The following is a 16,658-nucleotide window of genomic DNA, read 5'->3' on the forward strand; positions in this document are numbered from 1 at the left end:
CGGTCACCGCAGGGCTATCAGCGTCGATAGCGACGCTGCATCCAGAAATTGGTAATGGCGGTCAGGATCAGCGTCGTCGCCATCAGGACGAAAGCGACGGCCGCGCCGAACGGCCAGTTGTTGAGCTGGAACTGCTCGTAAACCAAGGGCGCCATCATCATGAACTTCGGCCCACCCAGCAACACCGGCGTCGCATAGGCGTTCACGGCCAGGATGAAGGTGAGGATCGTGCCGGCAAGGATGCCGGGAAGCGCCATCGGCCAAAGCACCCGCCGAAACATGATCCAAGGGCCGGCGCCGAGGCTCAGGGCAGCCTCTTCCAACGAGTGGTCGATCCCTTCGATCACGCTTTGCAGGGTCAGGACCATGACCGGCAGGTTGATGGCGACGAGGCCGATGATAACTGCGGTCTCGGTATACATCATCTCGATCGGCTGGGTGATGATGCCAAATGACATCAGTCCGGTGTTGATCATGCCCTTGCTGCCAAAAGGCGTCATCCAGCCAGCCGCCCTGACTGCATTGTTGACGAACATCGGCAGTACGATCAGCATGATCATAAGGTTCTTGAAGCGCGACCGGGTGCGCGCCAGCACATAGGCGAGTGGGAAGCCGAGAACCAGACAGGCGACCGTACAGATGAACGCGACCCGCACGGTAGTGTAGAGAACGGTCCGATAGTACGGGTCGACGAAGAATTTGACGTAGTTCTCGGCGGTGACCGCGTCGATCATCAGACCGCGCGCCGAGTACTGGTTTAGGCTGTAGCGAAACAGGATGAGGATCGGGATCAGAAGCCCGAGCGCGACGATGGCCGTCGCCGGCCCCATAAGGGCGCTCGCGGACAGGCGCGTGACATTGCGCCCTTCGTCCGTCCCACTTGCCGTGATCGTCGTCGCTACGGCCATGCCGTTTCCCCTGTTCCTGTCTGGCCGGAGCCCCTCCCGTCGGATGGAAGGGAGGGGCCGGTTCGGATCAGCCCTTGAAGCTCTTGTTCCACCAGTCACGCAGGGCGATGTCGTTCTCGCTCAGATAGGCGTAGTCGAGATCGACGAGTGCTGCGAGTTGCTCCTTCGAAAAGCCCATGCGCTCGTTGAGTTCAGGGGCAATTTCGGCGTTGGTCACAGTCGGTGGATAGCCCAGCTTGGTGGCAAAGCCCTCCTGCGCCGGCTTTTCGAGCATTGCGTCGAGGAAGGCATAGGCACCGTCCGCGTTGGGCGCGTTTTTCGGCACTGACCAGCCCAGGACAAACTTGAGAGCACCCTCGCTCGGCACCGCCCCGGCCACATTGATCCCGGCATCCTTCCACTGCACGGCGCGCGCTTTCCACATGATGCCAAGCGAGCACTCCTCGGTCTTCAGCCCCTGCGCAAAGGCCTCGTTGGTCGGGTAGATGCGCACACCCGCCTTGCGCAATTCGAGCAGCAGTGCCTTGCCTGGTTCGACGTCATGCACCGTGCCCCCCATCGCCAGCGATGCCGCCGTCATCACATACTGGTACTGGATGTCGATGAGACCGAGCTTGTCGCCGTGCTTGGGATCGAGGATCTCCTTGTAGCTCTTCGGCGCCTCGATAAGTTTCGGGTTGTAAAGACCGACAGCGGCCGTATAGCCGGAACCGACACCATAGGGATATTTCATCGACGGCAGAAGATTTGCCGCGTTCTTCAGGCGGCTGTAGTCGATCTCTGCGAGGACACCGGCCTGGCCCATCTGGAACCAGGCAAGCGCCGACAGGCCCTGCACGTCGGTGGTGCCACGCGGCAGCCGGGCTTCGGCGATCATCTTGTTGCGGCGGTCGAGGTCGTTTGCCACGGCGTCGACCACATCCCATCCCGCGGGCTTGAGAACCCCGTCCACGATGAACTGGTCGACGAGATGCTGGTAGTCGCCCCCCGAGGTCCCCACCACAATCCGGCCCTTGGAATCGGCCCGTGCCGCGAAAGGCAGGCCGGCGGCGATGCCCGCGGCGGCCACTCCCTGCAAGACCTGGCGACGGGACGGGTTAAAGCTCAAAAATGTCTTCTCCACTGTTCCACTCCGTTTGTTTATTGGTTGCTTCAATAATCCAAGGTGTTGAGCGGGGCCGCCCGCGACGCCTCTAGTCATCGCCTGCCGTGAAGACGTTGGCAGAGGCCGCCGGCCAGCTGACGAAGACCTCGTCGCCGATCTGCGGGAGATTGTTTTCCGCACGATTGGGAATCTGGACGATCACCCGCTCCTCTGACGCGAGGCGAACATGAACGTCGAGGAGGCCGCCCAGGTAGGAGACGAACTCCGTCGTCCCGGGCAGGCAGTTTTCCGCATTGACAGGTGCATTCGGCGCAACGGTGATGCGCTCCGGCCGCAGGGCGATCACAGCCAGGCCGGTGACACCCGAGGCCCCGTTGGCGCAACGGATCTCGAGACCGCCGGACGTCCGGAACCGCCCCGGCGCCTCGATCATCCCCTCCAGAAAAGTGCTGCGACCGACGAAGCCGGCAACGAAGCGATCGGCGGGCCGCTCGTAAAGATCGCGCTGGGTGCCGACCTGGCGCACCCGTCCTTCGCTCATCACCACAAGGCGATCCGCCATCGTCAGCGCCTCTTCCTGATCGTGCGTGACCATGACGGTGGTAATGCCCAGGGCACGCTGCAGTTCGCGGATCTCGACCCGCACCTCGTGACGCAGCTTCGCGTCAAGATTAGAAAGCGGCTCGTCGAGGAGGAGGACGTCGGGCCGAAACACGAGGGCCCGGGCCAACGCCACCCGCTGTTGCTGCCCGCCTGAGAGTTGGCGCGGCAGCCGCTCGCCGAAGCCGGCAAGGCGCACCAGCCGCAGCGCCTCTTCGACTCTGGGCGCGATCTCGGCCGGGCTCACCTTGCGCATCTCAAGCCCGAAGGCGACATTCTGGGCGACCGTCAGATGCGGGAACAACGCGTAGCTCTGGAACACCAATCCGGTATCGCGCTTCCACGGCGGCAGCCCGGTAATGTCGCGCCCACCGAGACGGATTGCCCCCGAGGTCGGCTCGACGAAGCCGGCGATCATCCGCAGCGTCGTCGTCTTGCCGCAGCCGGAAGGCCCGAGGAGAGCCACGAACTCGCCCTCGGCAACCGAAAGGGTGATGTCGCGGGCCGCGTGGAACTCGCCATAGCGTTTGGAAAGGCCGTTCAAGTCGAGCTGTGCCATCGTTAACCTCAAACTACCCGGCTGATCTTGACGAAGCGGTCGGTGATCAGCATTGCAACGCCGACCAGAAGGATCTGCAGCACCGAGACCGCGGCGATCGTGGGGTCGATCTTCCATTCAAGGTACTGCAGGATCGTGATCGGCAAGGTCGTGCTACCAGGCCCGACCAGAAACAGGCTCATTTCGAGGTTGCTGAACGATGCAACGAAGCCGAACATGGCCGAGGCGACGATGCCCGGCAGCATCGAGGGCAAGGTCACGCGGCGGAACGTCGTCCAGCGATTGGCCCCGAGATTCTGCGCCGCTTCCTCCAACCGGAGGTCGAAATTGGCAAGCGTCGCAACGATCAGGCGCACCACCCATGGGATCACCAAAAGCGTGTGACCGGCGACAAGGCCCGTCAGCGACCCGAGGACCGGCATGTTGCCGTTGGTTTTGATCTCGATCTCGACTTCGAAAACATAGAAGGCCGTACCGAGCACGACGCCAGGGACCATCAGCGGAAACAGCAGCAGGCTGTTGAGGAACTCACGCCCGAAGAAGCGAAAGCGCGAGATGCACAAGGCTGCCGGTATGCCCACCACCATTCCGATCGCCGTGGCAACGACGCCGACCTGCAAACTGAACCAGAAGCCGTCTAGGAACTGCTGGTTGTTGGCAATCTCGGCATACCAGCGCAGTGAATATCCGTCTGGCGGGAAGGAGGGGATTTCCTGGCGGTAAAAAGAGAACCACGTCACGAAGATAAGCGGCGTCAGGATAAAGAGCAGGCATAGACCCGCAGCTGCCTTCAGCAGCCAGCGCCCCAGCTTTCGCCGGTCGAAAGCTCGGACCTGTGTCGATCCCAAGTCTCTTGCGGCCCCGTTCAGCCCTTGGCCCTTGTCAGTTGCGCTGGCGGCAGAGAGTCCGCTCATGGCAAGATTCTCGCACGATCGAACCCGTTGTCGCGAAATTGACCACACATCATCGCAACAAACGCTAGCCTCGAAGGCTCCCGACAAGATCTGGAAACGCCGAAAATCATAGTGTTGTGTTCTTCCTCCTGCCCGGCACCCCAATCGGGCCGACCGGCTTCCAAAAGTCCCCTGTCGAGCTGCCGGGATTCTCCTCATAACGCTCAACGGAAATAATTTCCGCATATTTTGAATTAAAGCACAAGCCCCTTTGCGCAAATAAATGGCAGCACCTGGAAGGACGTGCGCCAAGCCTATTGTGCTTCTCAAAAAAATATGCAGAAATAATTTCCGCAAAACGTGAACCGCCGACCGGAACGTTGCAAGACGCGCCCATTGGACGCCTGAGGTCAGACGGATGGCCGGCTTCTAACGTCCTTGGTGGAGGACCCAGTTCTAGTCGGATATTTTTGATGACCCAAGCCCGCAATCCTTGGCAACATCGGGCTGGCCGATTTTTGGGCGGACGCTTGAGTGTGGAATATTAGAGGAAACGAAAGGGCAGCGAGTGATGTCTTCGGAGTATGACTATTCGAGATATGTTGGGCTAACAGCGCCTCCGACAACGGCCGCGCTCCCCCTCGAACAGGACACGCTGCGCCGGTTCGTCCAGGCGATCATGGACGACGACCCGATATATTACAACGAAGAGGCGGCAAGGGCCTCGAAATACGGCGAAATTGTCGCTCCGCCGTTCTATCCGCTGCATGCATTTCGTCGGGCTTCGGGAACGCCGGATCCATTGGAAGTGATCATTGAGCGCCCTGACGCCGATGGCGCGGGTGACGGTGCTGACGCCTACTATGGCCTGGAACATATCAAGGTGCCGTTCAACCGCATCCTGAACGGCGGCATCGAGGTTGAAACGTATCGCTGCTTACGGAAGGGAGAAAAGGCTGTGGCCACCCCGCGCTACTCCAGCGTGACACCCAAGAAAGGAGCGAGCGGAGATTTTCTGCTCGTCACGATCGAAACACGATTCACAACAGAGGCAGGCGAATTGCTGATGATCAGCAGGCATACAATGGTGTGGCGGTAATGGGCGGCTCTCTCTATTTCGACGACGTCGAGGTCGATCAGACCTTGCTGCGGGTCAAGAAGGGGCCGATGACCACGACGCACATCATGCGCTGGTCTTCCGCAATCGAGAACTGGCATCGCATCCACTACGACCAGCGATTTGCCATCGACCACGACAAGCTGCCCGACGTGCTCGTGAACGGTTCGTGGAAGCAGCACATTCTGGCGCAGGTGATGAAGGATGGTCTTGGGCCAAATGGATGGCTGTGGAAGATAAAGTTCCGCTACGACAAGATGAATGTCGCGGGCGACACGATCTACGCAGAAGCCAAGATTGCCGAAAAGCAGGTTCTTGGCGGGCTGGGTTTTGTGACGTGCCGGCTCTTCCTGACGGATCAGAACGATACCGTGAACACAAACGGGTGGGCTATCGGCGTATTACCCCTGCGCGGCGGCCGTGAGGTCCCCTACCCCTTCGTTGTCGATCCCGCCTACGCCGATCTCAATCTCCCGAACTATCGATGAGGGCGCAACGATGGGCATGACACTACCGGATGTGCTGCACCACAATGTTCGTCATTTCGCGCAGAAATGTGCGGTTACGATGGACGATCATGAACTGAGTTTCCTGGCTCTCGCACGCCTGGTCGCCGAAGCGCGGAATTGTCTCGGTCCGCATGTCTCGGCTGGAGATCGGGTTGCGATATGGATGCCGAATTCCTTCGCCTGGATCGCCAGTTTCCTTGCAGTCCAGGAGTTGAACGCAATCGCCGTACCCATTAGCACGCGGCTTACCGCGGCCGAAGTTAGTGGGCTGCTTGACGATAGTGGCGCCAAGGTGATTGCCGTTGTTCCCAAATACCGTGGACGCAACTATCTCGAGGAAGCCGCATCCATCGACGCGCAGCTTGCATCGGTGATTGTCGAAGGCCCCGGCGATGGTTTGGCGGGAGATTGGAAGGCGCGTCTCCGATACCAGATTGCGAACGAAAATTCCTCGGAACTGCCCGATGGCGTCTTCAGCATCCTCTACACATCAGGGACGACTTCGAAACCCAAGGGTGTGATGATCACAGCCGAGAGCTATCTGCGAACAGCGCAGTATGCTGCATTCTGTCAGCGCCTGACACCGTCCAGTCATTTCATCAGCCCTGCCCCCTTCTTCCATTGCAGCGGCAGCATGCATGCGATCACCACGTGTCTGATTGCAGGGTGCACCCTGCACTCGATGTCAAGCTGGGACCCCGAACGCCTGCTCGATCTGGCCGAGCGGCACCGGGCCGACGTGTCCCACGGCGTTTTCTTCCGCGATGTGCTCGCCCTTGGCGTCGAGAAGGTCCGCACCAAACTCGCAACGGTCAAGGTGGGCTATGATCACGCCGGAGCCCAGATGCGACAGCTTCATGATGAGATCGGAATCTCTGGAATCTCCAACCTGTACGGCATGACCGAAACGTCGGGGATGTTCACTATGTGGTTCCCGGACGATCCGCTGATCAAGCGAATGTCCGCGAATGGCCGACCGCAGCCAGGCAACGAGATTCGGATCGTCGACGCCGAAAGCGGCGTGCCGCTGGCCAACGACTGCTTGGGAGAACTTCAGCTCCGCGGACCAACCATCACACCAGGCTACTTCGCCCAGCCCGAGGCCAACCGTCAGGCATTCACGCAGGACGGATGGTTCCGCACCGGCGACCTCGGCTCCATCTCACCGGACGGTGAATTGCGCTACGTGGCGCGCCTGAAGGAAATCATTCGCGTCGGCGGCGAGAACTTTGCGCCCGCCGAAGTGGAGGATGTGCTGCGCGGCGAGTCCGGCCAGAAAAATCTCTGCGTGCTCGGCTTGCCCGACGAGAGATTGCAGGAGATTCCGGTTGCAGTCGTCGTGGCCAACGGCCCGGTGGTCTGGGACGAGGTACTGGCCGGTATGCGCAGGCGCCTGGCCAAGTTCAAAATCCCGCAGCAGATCTTTGTCATCGATGAGCTGCCGACGACACCGGCCGGCAAGATCCAGCGCAACGTGCTGGCAAGCCGGATTGCTGAAGGCAAGCTGACCCGGGTCGCGTGACAGGCGCGTGGAACCACGTGTTCCTCAACCGCACAGGTGAAGAAATACGTTCACATCGCATTCGCAGCCTGACGCGCTTTGTCGTGTCCGGTAGCCGCATACTGAAGGGATTATTCGCATGAAACTGGTGTATTTCGATGACTTCAGGTTGGGTATCCTGAAGGATGGGGCTGTCTTTGATATTTCCTCCATTGCCGACGAAATGCCGAAGACAGCGCCTCAAGACTTGATGGCGGGCCTGATTGCCCGGTTCGACCATTTTCGCGCGCGACTAGAAGGCGCGACAACGAACGGCGGCGGCATCCCCGTCGGAAGCGTGCGGCTGCGGCCGCCACTGCCGCGACCTGCCAATATCGTATGCATGGCGCTCAACTATTTCGACGGCAAGATCGGGCCAGAGCGCGCGCCGATCGACTCGTTCACGAAAGCCGCCGGGTCCATCATCGGTCCAGACGACACGATGATCCTGCCCGACTATCCTGCCATCGCCTTCGAAGGCGAGGCGGAAATGGCCGTCGTCATCGGCAAGCGCGCCACAAACGTTAGCGAGGCGGACGCGATGGACCACGTGTTCGGCTACATGAATTTCATTGATGGCTCGGCGCGCGGCGCCTCCTCGCTGTTCCAGGTCAAGGCGCGCGAAACCTTTGCCCCGATCGGTCCCTATCTGGTGACGGCGGATGAAGTGCGCGATCCGTACGATCTGCGAGTTCGGCTATGGATCAACGGAGCCCTGAAGCAGGATTTCAACACCGGCGCCATGGCTCATCGGATTGCGCGCTGCATTGCCTGGGTCAGTTCGGTGCATACGTTGGAACCGGGCGACGTCCTGGCAACCGGAACAAGCCACGACGGATTGTCGAGCTTCCAGGATGGCGATCTCGTGGAATTGGAAACTGAAGGGCTCGGCAAACTGCGCGTTCGGGTCCGTGACGACCTTAAGCGGACCTGGGAGCGGGACAGCTGGCTGGAGCGTCGGGCAAAAGGAATTCCGGAAAATGCGAACCGCCAGCTATCCGGAAAACACGCGCCGGAACGCAATCCACAGACCTGACGACCCGCTCGCAATTGCAAGGATCGCAGCTCGGATTTCGGATTGCGTTTGAACGTTTCGCTGTTCCGATCACCAAGCGCTGCCGCAGTGCGATCATCGAATTTGGCGACACCAAGGAAGCAGATGAACAGCCATGGTCTACGAATACAAAGACGTCTTGCTGCTGATCGATGGAAACTGGATTCCTGCGACGGATGGCAAAACGATCCCTGTCGTTGATCCTGCCACGGAAGAGGAAATCGGGACTGTCGCTTGGGCCGAGCAGCCAGACCTGGATGCAGCCCTGAAAGCTGCCGGCAAGGGGTTCGATGTCTGGCGCCAAATATCTGCGTTCGACCGTTCCAAGATCATGCGCAGGGCGGCTGACTTGCTCCGGGAACGGGTCCCTTACATTGCGTGGCTGATGACGCGCGAACAGGGCAAGCCCCTGGCCCAGTCGACAATCGAGGTGTCTGCTGCTGCCGACATCATCGACTGGTTCGCCGAGGAGGGAAAGCGAACATACGGCCAGGTGATTCCTGCCCGATCGCCAAATGTCATCCAGATGACTGTGAAGCTTCCGGCTGGGCCTGTCGCAGCCTTCACGCCGTGGAACTTCCCGATCAATCAACTCGTCCGCAAGCTCTCGGCTGCGCTGGCCGCCGGATGCTCCATTGTTGCCAAGGCGCCTGAGGAAACGCCAGCCTCGCCCGCGGAGCTTTTCTGCTGCTTCCTTGACGCGGGTGTTCCTGCTGGCGTCGTCAATCTCGTATATGGCGTGCCCAGCGTGGTCTCCGAATATCTGATCGCCAGCCCCGTGATACGCAAAGTCACCTTCACTGGTTCAACGGCAGTCGGAAAACGTCTCGCCTCTCTGGCCGGACAGCATATGAAGCGGGCAACGATGGAGCTCGGCGGCCACGCTCCGGTCATCATTGCCGACGATGCGGATCTCGATCGGGCGGTATCGCTGATGTCGGCGCACAAATTTCGCAACGCCGGGCAAGTGTGCATATCGCCAACCCGTTTCCTGGTCCAGGAAGCCGTGGCTAAGCGTTTTCTCGATGGCTTCACCGAGGCAGTCGGGGCAATCAGGGTGGGCAATGGCCTTGATGCCGAGACGGCGATGGGACCGCTCGCCAATGAGCGTCGCATGCTTGCTCTCGAGGCCATGGTTAGCGACGCCGTGGATCATGGCGCAAAATTGATCGCCGGAGGACGGCGGATCGGCAACATCGGTTACTTCTTCCAGCCGACCATTCTGGCCGATGTACCGATTTCGGCAAACATCATGAATGACGAGCCTTTTGGTCCGGTGGCGGTGATCAATCGATTTGCCGATCTGGACGAGGCGATCGCTGAGGCCAATCGCCTGCCCTATGGCCTGGCGGCATATGCTTTCACCGGCTCTGAGAAGAGTGCGACGAGACTAGGCCTGGAGGTCGATTGTGGAATGACGACCATCAATCATCTCGGCTTCGGACTGCCTGAAGTTCCGTTCGGCGGCATCAAGGATTCCGGATACGGGACGGAAGGCGGTTCCGAAGCGATCGAGTCGTATTTGGAAACGCGATTCATCTCCAGGGTCGGCTGATCACGGCTGCATTTAACCACACGCTCTGCCGACGGCACATTCGTGTGGCGCACGGTCGGCGCGATACGCGACGGAGGTAAATTTGACGAATCGTCTTCGATGGCTCGGCCATTCAGGTTGGCAGATTACGACCGGCAAGGGCAAAGTGTTCCTCATCGATCCCTGGCTCACCGGCAATCCGCTTGCGCCCCTTAGGCTGGACGAGTTGCCTGCAGCCGACTTCGCCTTGTTCACCCATGATCATGAAGACCATACCGGCGATGCCGTGGCGGTCAGCGCGCATACTGGCGCGGTTCTGGTCGGGCAGCCGGAAACGACGAGTGCCTTTCAAGAGAGAGGCGCCAAACGGGTATTGGCCATGAATATCGGCGGCTCAGTCGATCTCGATGGCGTTATCGTGACGATGACGGACGCTTGTCACACCAGCGCGACAGGCGTCCCTGCAAGCTACGTCCTGACCCTCGAGGACGGAAAGGTGCTCTACCACGCCGGCGATACCGGCCTGCACGCCAACATGGCAATTTGGGGCGAACTGTTCGACATCGATATCGCGCTGCTGCCGATTGGCGACAGGTTTACCATGGATGCCCGGCAAGCCGCCAAGGCCCTGAAGCTTCTGAGAGCCAAAGCCGTATTGCCAATGCATTACAAGACATTTCCGCTATTGGCACAGGACGCGACGCAGTTCGTTAAATTTGCAGAGCGCGAAGCGCCCAGAACGAAAGTTCATGTGGTCGAACCAGGTGAAGAGCTCACCTTCTAGGCCGCCACGACGGATCATGGAACATTCAATGCGCCGCCGCATCCTTCACGCCCATCAGCGCAGAACTTCTCCAACCGCCAGCGCGGCGTAGCCGGTGCCGGTTACTGCCCTTCAACGGCGGCGTGGACGCCGCGCGGAGGAAAGAGTCCGAAGGAGAAAAACGACATGGCAAACGGCCAGAGTTCTGCAATTCGCGGCCTGGGTTTCGGTTTGCTCTCTTTCGCATTGTTCTCCACCCATGACGCGATCATCAAAGTGCTCGGGAACACCCATTCTGTTTTTCAAATCCTCTTTTTTGCTTTGATGTTCGCGTTTGCGCCGATGACGGTGCTGGTGCTGGCCGACCGCGTCGTCGGCAATTTTCGACCGCGTCATCCATGGTTAGTCCTTTCACATTCCGTACTGTCTTTGATTGTGATGTCGGGCTCGTTCTACGCCTTTGTTAGGTTGCCCCTTGCCGAGGTCTATGCACTACTTTTTATGATACCATTGCTGATCACGGCGCTGTCCGTACCACTGCTCGGTGAAACAGTCAGGACATCGCGCTGGATCGCCATTGCCGTTGGACTGATCGGCGTCATGATTGTTCTGCGGCCAGGCGCAACATCATTGTCTTTGGGGCACCTCACGGCTGTTTTGGGGGCCTTCGCGAGTGCACTGGCAAAGATCATCGTGCGCAAGATCGGGGGTGAGGAGCGTCCGGCAGTGATGGTCCTCTATCCCATGCTGACATCGCTCGTTGTGATGGGTGCAATCCTTCCCGCAGTCTATGTACCCGTGGAACTTCCATCCCTTGGATTGATGGCTGCAGTCGGTCTGATCTCCGTCACCGGCCAATTATGTACCATCGCCGCGTACCGCTTCGCACCCGCGGCGGTTGTCGCGCCAACGCAGTATAGTCAAATCCTTTGGGCGACCGGATTTGGCATCGCGCTTTTCTCCGAACACCCAGACGCATCGGTAGCGATCGGAGCCGGTGTGATTATAGCTTCGGGCATATTTATTGCTTGGCAGGAAAGGCGCAATATGCCGCGCGAGAACACATGAAAGTGCGACATTGGCGGTCATGCAAAACGTTGCCCGCCCACTCGAGCGGGCCGAGTTCGAGACCTGAAAGCGGACATATCATCGGGTCGCATAAGCGCCCGAGGGCGGCCCCTTAGCTGACATCTACGTCAGATATTCTCCGGAGTGACAATTTCAAAAGGTATAGACCGTTGAAGGGTAGCGAGCGGTGCTTGTGGTCCAATGACATCGATCATCGTCTGCACGAGAAGGGCGGAGGTCGCCTCAAGCGGATGACAGAGAGCTGCAGTAATCAGTCCCTCAGACAATCCCTTACGCGTCTCGGGTCCGATGTCACGGCATACCACCTTGATCCCCGATCGCCTCTCGGGAGACACTTCCCTTAGCGCACGAAGCACACCGGTTATTCCGCCGCCGACGATCAGAATGCCGACAAGATCGTCGGTTGACTTTAGAAGCTCGGCCACCATTCGGTAGGCCTCACTCGATTCCTCATGAGTGGGACGGCTTTCCTCTGCCATCAGTCGTGAAGCGTGCTCGCGCAAATAGGAGCGGAAGCTGGCGTCCGCGACATCCTGGCATTGATAGCGATGATTGCCTATGAAAACCGCAATACGACCAGGACCTTGGGTGGTTTGCGTAATCAGGAAGGCCGCAGTGCGCCCCAGCTTCCAGTTGTCGGTGCCCACATAAGCTGCCCTTTCCGGCGCGGACTGATCCGTGATGTAAGAGACAACCGGTTTCCCCATCTCCTTCAATGAACGGATGGCCTGGCCAATGATTGGGTGATCCGCCGCGACCACCGCGACAGCGTCGCAAGAATCGCCGAGCGCGATGAGACGGCTCGAGATAGTCTCCGGCGTCAAAATATCCGCGAAGTCGACGACAGGTTCGATAACCTCGTCCCGACGCTCGCGACAGGCGGCAACGATCTTCTTTCCGAATAGCTGGTAGAGGTCACGAGTCGCCTGCTGGAGCAGGAAACCCAATCGGTAATGCGGCGAAATTTTGCGAGCCCGATCGTCTATCGCTCCGATACCGTAAAAGCCAATTTCTTCAGCAGCGCTTTGGACCCGTTGGACTGTTTTCGGCCGCACGGAAACGGTGCCACCTAAAATTCTATTTACAGTCGCCACTGACACGCCTGCCGCAGTAGCGAGATCGTGAATTGTCGGTCGCTTCATGAACGCCCATTCCTATGTTGTATCATCATGATTGAAATTAAATGATACAAATGCAATTTTGATTTTATTTCTGTCTTCTCCGAATATCAACCCTCCGATATAAATCGCGTCGCTTTAAGGGTTCCCGGGGCATTGTCGGCAAGCGCGACGATCCCCACACGTATTTCGAGGTGAAAACTATGGCGGCGATGCTCTAGTGCCCCTCGATAAGCTGTTTCGGCGCGTGGCACGACGGCAGCAAGGAATCCGACGAGGTCACGAAGACTCGCTTCCGCAAGAGGCGCGAACGGTTGAACACCGAGCAACAGGCGGCCGCGCGATGGACGATCTGGCCTTTGGCACCCGCGACAAGCGCGGCAATTGGCGTCCCAGCGCGCCGCTCCAAGTCGGACCCCTTCTGGATTTTCCCTGGAGCTTCGTGCGCGTGCTGAGATGGCTGCCGGGCTACTTCCTGCCGTGGAACGCTGTGTTCATGGGCGTTGGCGCTTTGTTGTGGTTTTACCTCACGCCTTCACGCGAGACGCTCCAGACCCTCGATTGGGGATGGGTACTATATCTCTATCTCCGCAACGCGGCGCTCATTCTGCTCCTCTACGGTGCTCTGGAAATACGCCTCTACTTGAAACGCGCCCAAGGCAACCGCTTCAAGTTCAACGGCAAGTTCCCCGCGGACCACCCATCGGACGTGTTCTGGTTCAAGAGCCAGAATATCGACAACGCGATCCGCACCTTCGTCAGCGGACTGCCGATCTGGACGGCCTATGAGGTGTTGCTGTTGTGGGCCTGGGCTAACGGCTGGGGGCCGTGGACGAGCTTCAGCGAGCATCCGGTCTGGCTTATCGCCTTCGCTCTCGTAATTCCTCTGATTCATGAGGTGCACTTCTTCTGCATCCATCGGCTGATCCACATTCCCGTGCTCTACCGCTGGGTCCACTCGGTGCACCACAATTCTATCAATCCAAGCCCGTGGTCGTCGCTTTCCATGCACCCGGTAGAGCATCTGCTCTACTGGTCGGACAGCCTGATCCATCTAATCGTGCCTTCGCATCCGTTGCTCCTGCTTTACCACTTGCAGGTGACCGGCACTGGCGCAGTCATCGGCCATATCGGCTTCGACAAAGTCGAAGCCGGCGACGGAGGCGTCGATACCCACGCCTACGCCCACTACCTGCACCACAAGTATTTCGAAGTGAATTACGCCGACGGCACGCTGCCGATCGATAAATGGCTCGGCACCTGGCACGACGGCACGAAGCAGGGCGACGAATTGATGAAGGTCCGCTTCGAGAAGAAGCGAGCGCGCATCACGGCAAAACAACAGCAGAATTCATGATGTCATGGATCCGTCAATGTGACGGCAGGAGAGGGAGGAAGTGAAATGTGGAAGCTCTTGAAGATTGCGTGCGCGGGCGCGGCCCTGGCGATCATTGCCCAGGCCGCGATGGCGGCGAACATCGCTATCATCGGCGGAAAGGCCGATGATCCGTTTTTCGCCAAGATTAAGAAGGGCATCGATGATGCGACCGTGGTTGTCCAGGCGCATGGCGGAACGGTGAATTATCTGCAGCTTCAGACCTATGACAACATTGGCGGCGACGCCGCCAATCTTGTGCGCACCGCGATCAGCCAACAGGCATCTATCATCGCCGTGCCAAACTGGGTTCCTGCCGCCGAAGATGAGGCCATCAAGGCTGCCTTAGCGGCAGGTATCCCCGTCATGCTCTACAATTCTGGCGGCGGAGATAAAGCCAAGGAACTTGGCGCCATCAACTACATCGGCAATGAAGAATATCCCGCGGGCCTCGCCGGCGGCGAATATTTTTCCACGCACGGCGCCAAGCATGTCATTTGCGTAAATACCGTGCCGGGCGCCCAGAATCTCGAGGACCGCTGCAAGGGCATCGCCGACAAGGTGACGAAAGCCGGCGGCAAGTCGGAACAGCTGCCGCTGCCTGCGAGCTCATTCGGAGATCCGACCGCTGTTGCCGAAGCCATCAAGGCCACTCTTCTCAAGGATGACTCCATCGACGGTGTCTTCACAATCTCCGCAGGCGACGCGGATTCCGCTGCTACCGGCATCGACCAGGCTGGCAAGACCGGCAAAGTACAGCTGGGTTCTTTCGACATGAACGTCGCTGGCCTCAACCGCATCAAGGATGGCAAGCAACTTTTCGCTATCGATCAACAGCCTTGGCTGCAGGGCTTCCTGGCCGTTACGATGTCTGACGCCTACGTGAACTATGCGTTGAAGCTCGCATCGGCCCCAATTTTGACAGGCCCTGGAATTGTCGACAAATCAAATGTCGAAATCACTCTCAAGGGCGGCGAGCAAGGCTATCGGTAATCTGTCACGGGATTGCTGCCCCTGGTATGATCGAGAGGCCGAGGACTCCTCGGCCTCACCTACAAATGTTCCAAGAATACGACGTTGCCGGCACTTCTGGGAGGAATAGTGCAATGAACACAAATGCTGCCAAGCCTTTTGAAGCGGGATCGGGTGGAGTCGGATCGGCAGGATCCGCAGTTGGCTCGCTGCTTAGACGGCCAGAAGCTGGTGCATTCCTTGGCCTGCTCGGAGTGTTCGTCTTCTTCACGATCTTTGGCGGCACCAGTTTCCTCATGCCGGCAGGTGTCGCGAGCTGGCTCAATGTCGCCGCCAGTCTCGGTATCGTTGCCCTCCCCATGGGTCTTCTCATGATTGCCGGCGAACTCGACATCTCGATCGGCTCAATGATCCCGGCAGGGTCCATGACGGTCGCCATCATCGCAGGCCATTATGGTCTCTCGATCTGGCTGGGGATTTCTGTCGCGCTTGCCATCGGCATCATTGTAGGTCTGGTCAACGGAATATTGGTGGTGCGAACCGCGGTGCCTTCGCTCATCGTGACACTTGGCACGCTATTCGCTGTAGCGGGCGCAGTGCTTGGTCTGTCCGTTATCATCACCGGCACCACCAGCGTCGCCCTGACCAGCACTGGGCTGGCAAAGACCATCTTCGGCTCGTTCATCGGTGCTCAGTTTCAGGTCATAATCCTGTGGTGGATGGCACTCGCGGTAATCTACATTTTCTTCATCCACTACTCACCATTCGGAAACTGGCTCTTCGCTATGGGCGGTGACAAGGAGAGCGCGCGCAATGCCGGTATTCCAACGCAGCGCCTCACCGTTTTGCTTTTCGTTCTGTCGAGCACCAGTGCCGCCTTTGTCGGCGTGTGTCAGGCGATCCTCTTCAGTTCGGCGCAGGTTTCGGCCGGCATGTCCTTTATCTTTAATGCCATCATCGCAGTCGTCGTGGGCGGAGTGCTGCTCACTGGCGGCTTCGGCTCAGTGATCGGCATCGTCTTTGGGACCCTCACCTTCGCCGTGGTGAATCAGGGCATCTACTTCACGTCGTTCGATCGCAATTGGTCGAGCCTCATTATCGGCGTACTTCTGCTGCTCGCAGTGCTCATGAACAACACCTTTCGCGAGATGGCATTGACATACACGCCGAGGAAAAAGTGAGGCCTTGGAAATGGAAACGCCAATTCTCGAGCTGAAAAGCGTCAACAAATCCTTCGGTCCGTTCGATGTCCTGCACGACATTTCGCTGAGGGTGCGCGCCGGCGAAGTGCTTTGCCTTCTCGGCGACAACGGCGCCGGCAAGTCCACCCTCATCAAGACCTTGGCCGGGGTCCACAAACCAACCAGCGGCCACATATTGATGGATGGTCAGCCGGTGACCTTTTCCGGGCCGAGTGAGGCGCAGGGACGGGGCATCGCCACGGTGCATCAGTTCGGCGGCACGTTCCCGCTGATGAGCATCGGGCGGTCCTTCTTCGTCGGCGTCGAGCCGACCAAAGGTT

At 59.0% G+C, this 16,658-nt stretch carries 16 protein-coding genes; 11 read left to right on the plus strand and 5 right to left on the minus strand.

Annotated elements, in window-relative coordinates:
• Positions 1-17: 17 nt before the first annotated feature.
• From NKI85_RS26830 to NKI85_RS26845, 4 genes are all read right to left on the minus strand, one after another.
• Positions 18-908, minus strand: a complete 891-nt coding sequence (locus NKI85_RS26830; RefSeq protein WP_352778865.1) for an ABC transporter permease — start codon at positions 906-908, stop codon at positions 18-20.
• A gap of 67 nt (positions 909-975) precedes the next feature.
• Positions 976-2,031, minus strand: coding sequence for an extracellular solute-binding protein (locus tag NKI85_RS26835; protein WP_352527225.1), 1,056 nt, complete (start codon positions 2,029-2,031; stop codon positions 976-978).
• A 70-nt stretch (positions 2,032-2,101) separates the two neighbouring features.
• Positions 2,102-3,172: an ABC transporter ATP-binding protein gene (locus NKI85_RS26840; RefSeq protein ID WP_352527224.1), complete on the minus strand. Its 1,071-nt coding sequence runs from the start codon at positions 3,170-3,172 to the stop codon at positions 2,102-2,104.
• 8 nt (positions 3,173-3,180) lie between these two features.
• Positions 3,181-4,086, minus strand: a complete 906-nt coding sequence (locus tag NKI85_RS26845; RefSeq protein WP_352778868.1) for an ABC transporter permease — start codon at positions 4,084-4,086, stop codon at positions 3,181-3,183.
• A gap of 550 nt (positions 4,087-4,636) precedes the next feature.
• On the opposite strand from NKI85_RS26845, the gene NKI85_RS26850 reads away from it, so the two are divergent.
• The 7 genes from NKI85_RS26850 (at position 4,637) to NKI85_RS26880 (ending at position 11,650) form a co-directional block, all read left to right on the plus strand.
• Positions 4,637-5,164 carry an FAS1-like dehydratase domain-containing protein gene (locus tag NKI85_RS26850; protein ID WP_352527222.1) on the plus strand — a complete coding sequence of 176 codons (528 nt, stop codon included), beginning with the start codon at positions 4,637-4,639 and terminating at the stop codon, positions 5,162-5,164.
• The gene (locus NKI85_RS26855; RefSeq protein ID WP_352527221.1) at positions 5,164-5,670 is read left to right on the plus strand and encodes a MaoC family dehydratase; all 507 of its coding nucleotides are present in this window, start codon (positions 5,164-5,166) and stop codon (positions 5,668-5,670) included. The genes NKI85_RS26850 and NKI85_RS26855 overlap by 1 nt, the downstream gene beginning before the upstream one ends.
• Positions 5,671-5,680: 10 nt before the next feature.
• Positions 5,681-7,213, plus strand: coding sequence for a class I adenylate-forming enzyme family protein (locus NKI85_RS26860; protein ID WP_352778870.1), 1,533 nt, complete (start codon positions 5,681-5,683; stop codon positions 7,211-7,213).
• Positions 7,214-7,331: 118 nt separating this feature from the next.
• A complete protein-coding gene (locus NKI85_RS26865; protein ID WP_352527219.1) occupies positions 7,332-8,267 on the plus strand; it encodes a fumarylacetoacetate hydrolase family protein in 936 nt (311 codons plus the stop codon).
• Positions 8,268-8,400: 133 nt separating this feature from the next.
• On the plus strand, positions 8,401-9,840 hold the full coding sequence (locus tag NKI85_RS26870) for an NAD-dependent succinate-semialdehyde dehydrogenase (RefSeq protein WP_352527218.1): 1,440 nt from the start codon (positions 8,401-8,403) through the stop codon (positions 9,838-9,840).
• 82 nt (positions 9,841-9,922) lie between these two features.
• Entirely contained in the window at positions 9,923-10,603 is a 681-nt protein-coding gene (locus tag NKI85_RS26875) for a metal-dependent hydrolase (protein WP_352527217.1), read from the plus strand.
• A gap of 165 nt (positions 10,604-10,768) precedes the next feature.
• Positions 10,769-11,650 (plus strand): DMT family transporter, encoded by an 882-nt coding sequence (locus NKI85_RS26880; RefSeq protein ID WP_352527216.1) that lies wholly within the window; start codon positions 10,769-10,771, stop codon positions 11,648-11,650.
• Positions 11,651-11,778: 128 nt separating this feature from the next.
• On the opposite strand, the gene NKI85_RS26885 is transcribed toward NKI85_RS26880, so the two are convergent.
• Positions 11,779-12,813, minus strand: coding sequence for a LacI family DNA-binding transcriptional regulator (locus NKI85_RS26885; protein ID WP_352527215.1), 1,035 nt, complete (start codon positions 12,811-12,813; stop codon positions 11,779-11,781).
• 319 nt (positions 12,814-13,132) lie between these two features.
• Here NKI85_RS26885 and NKI85_RS26890 point away from each other — a divergent pair, with 319 nt between their 5' ends.
• The 4 genes from NKI85_RS26890 to NKI85_RS26905 all read left to right on the plus strand — a co-directional run.
• Positions 13,133-14,146 (plus strand): sterol desaturase family protein, encoded by a 1,014-nt coding sequence (locus tag NKI85_RS26890; RefSeq protein ID WP_352527214.1) that lies wholly within the window; start codon positions 13,133-13,135, stop codon positions 14,144-14,146.
• Positions 14,147-14,191: 45 nt separating this feature from the next.
• Complete coding sequence (locus tag NKI85_RS26895) at positions 14,192-15,157, plus strand: sugar ABC transporter substrate-binding protein (protein ID WP_352778873.1); 966 nt, start codon at positions 14,192-14,194, stop codon at positions 15,155-15,157.
• Between the two features lie 113 nt (positions 15,158-15,270).
• A complete protein-coding gene (locus NKI85_RS26900; RefSeq protein ID WP_352778875.1) occupies positions 15,271-16,317 on the plus strand; it encodes an ABC transporter permease in 1,047 nt (348 codons plus the stop codon).
• Positions 16,318-16,327: 10 nt separating this feature from the next.
• The coding region (locus tag NKI85_RS26905; RefSeq protein WP_352527211.1) for an ATP-binding cassette domain-containing protein at positions 16,328-16,658 on the plus strand (331 nt) is incomplete at its 3' end.

The organism is Mesorhizobium sp. M0571, from assembly GCF_040320985.1.
Classification (GTDB): Bacteria; Pseudomonadota; Alphaproteobacteria; order Rhizobiales; family Rhizobiaceae; genus Mesorhizobium.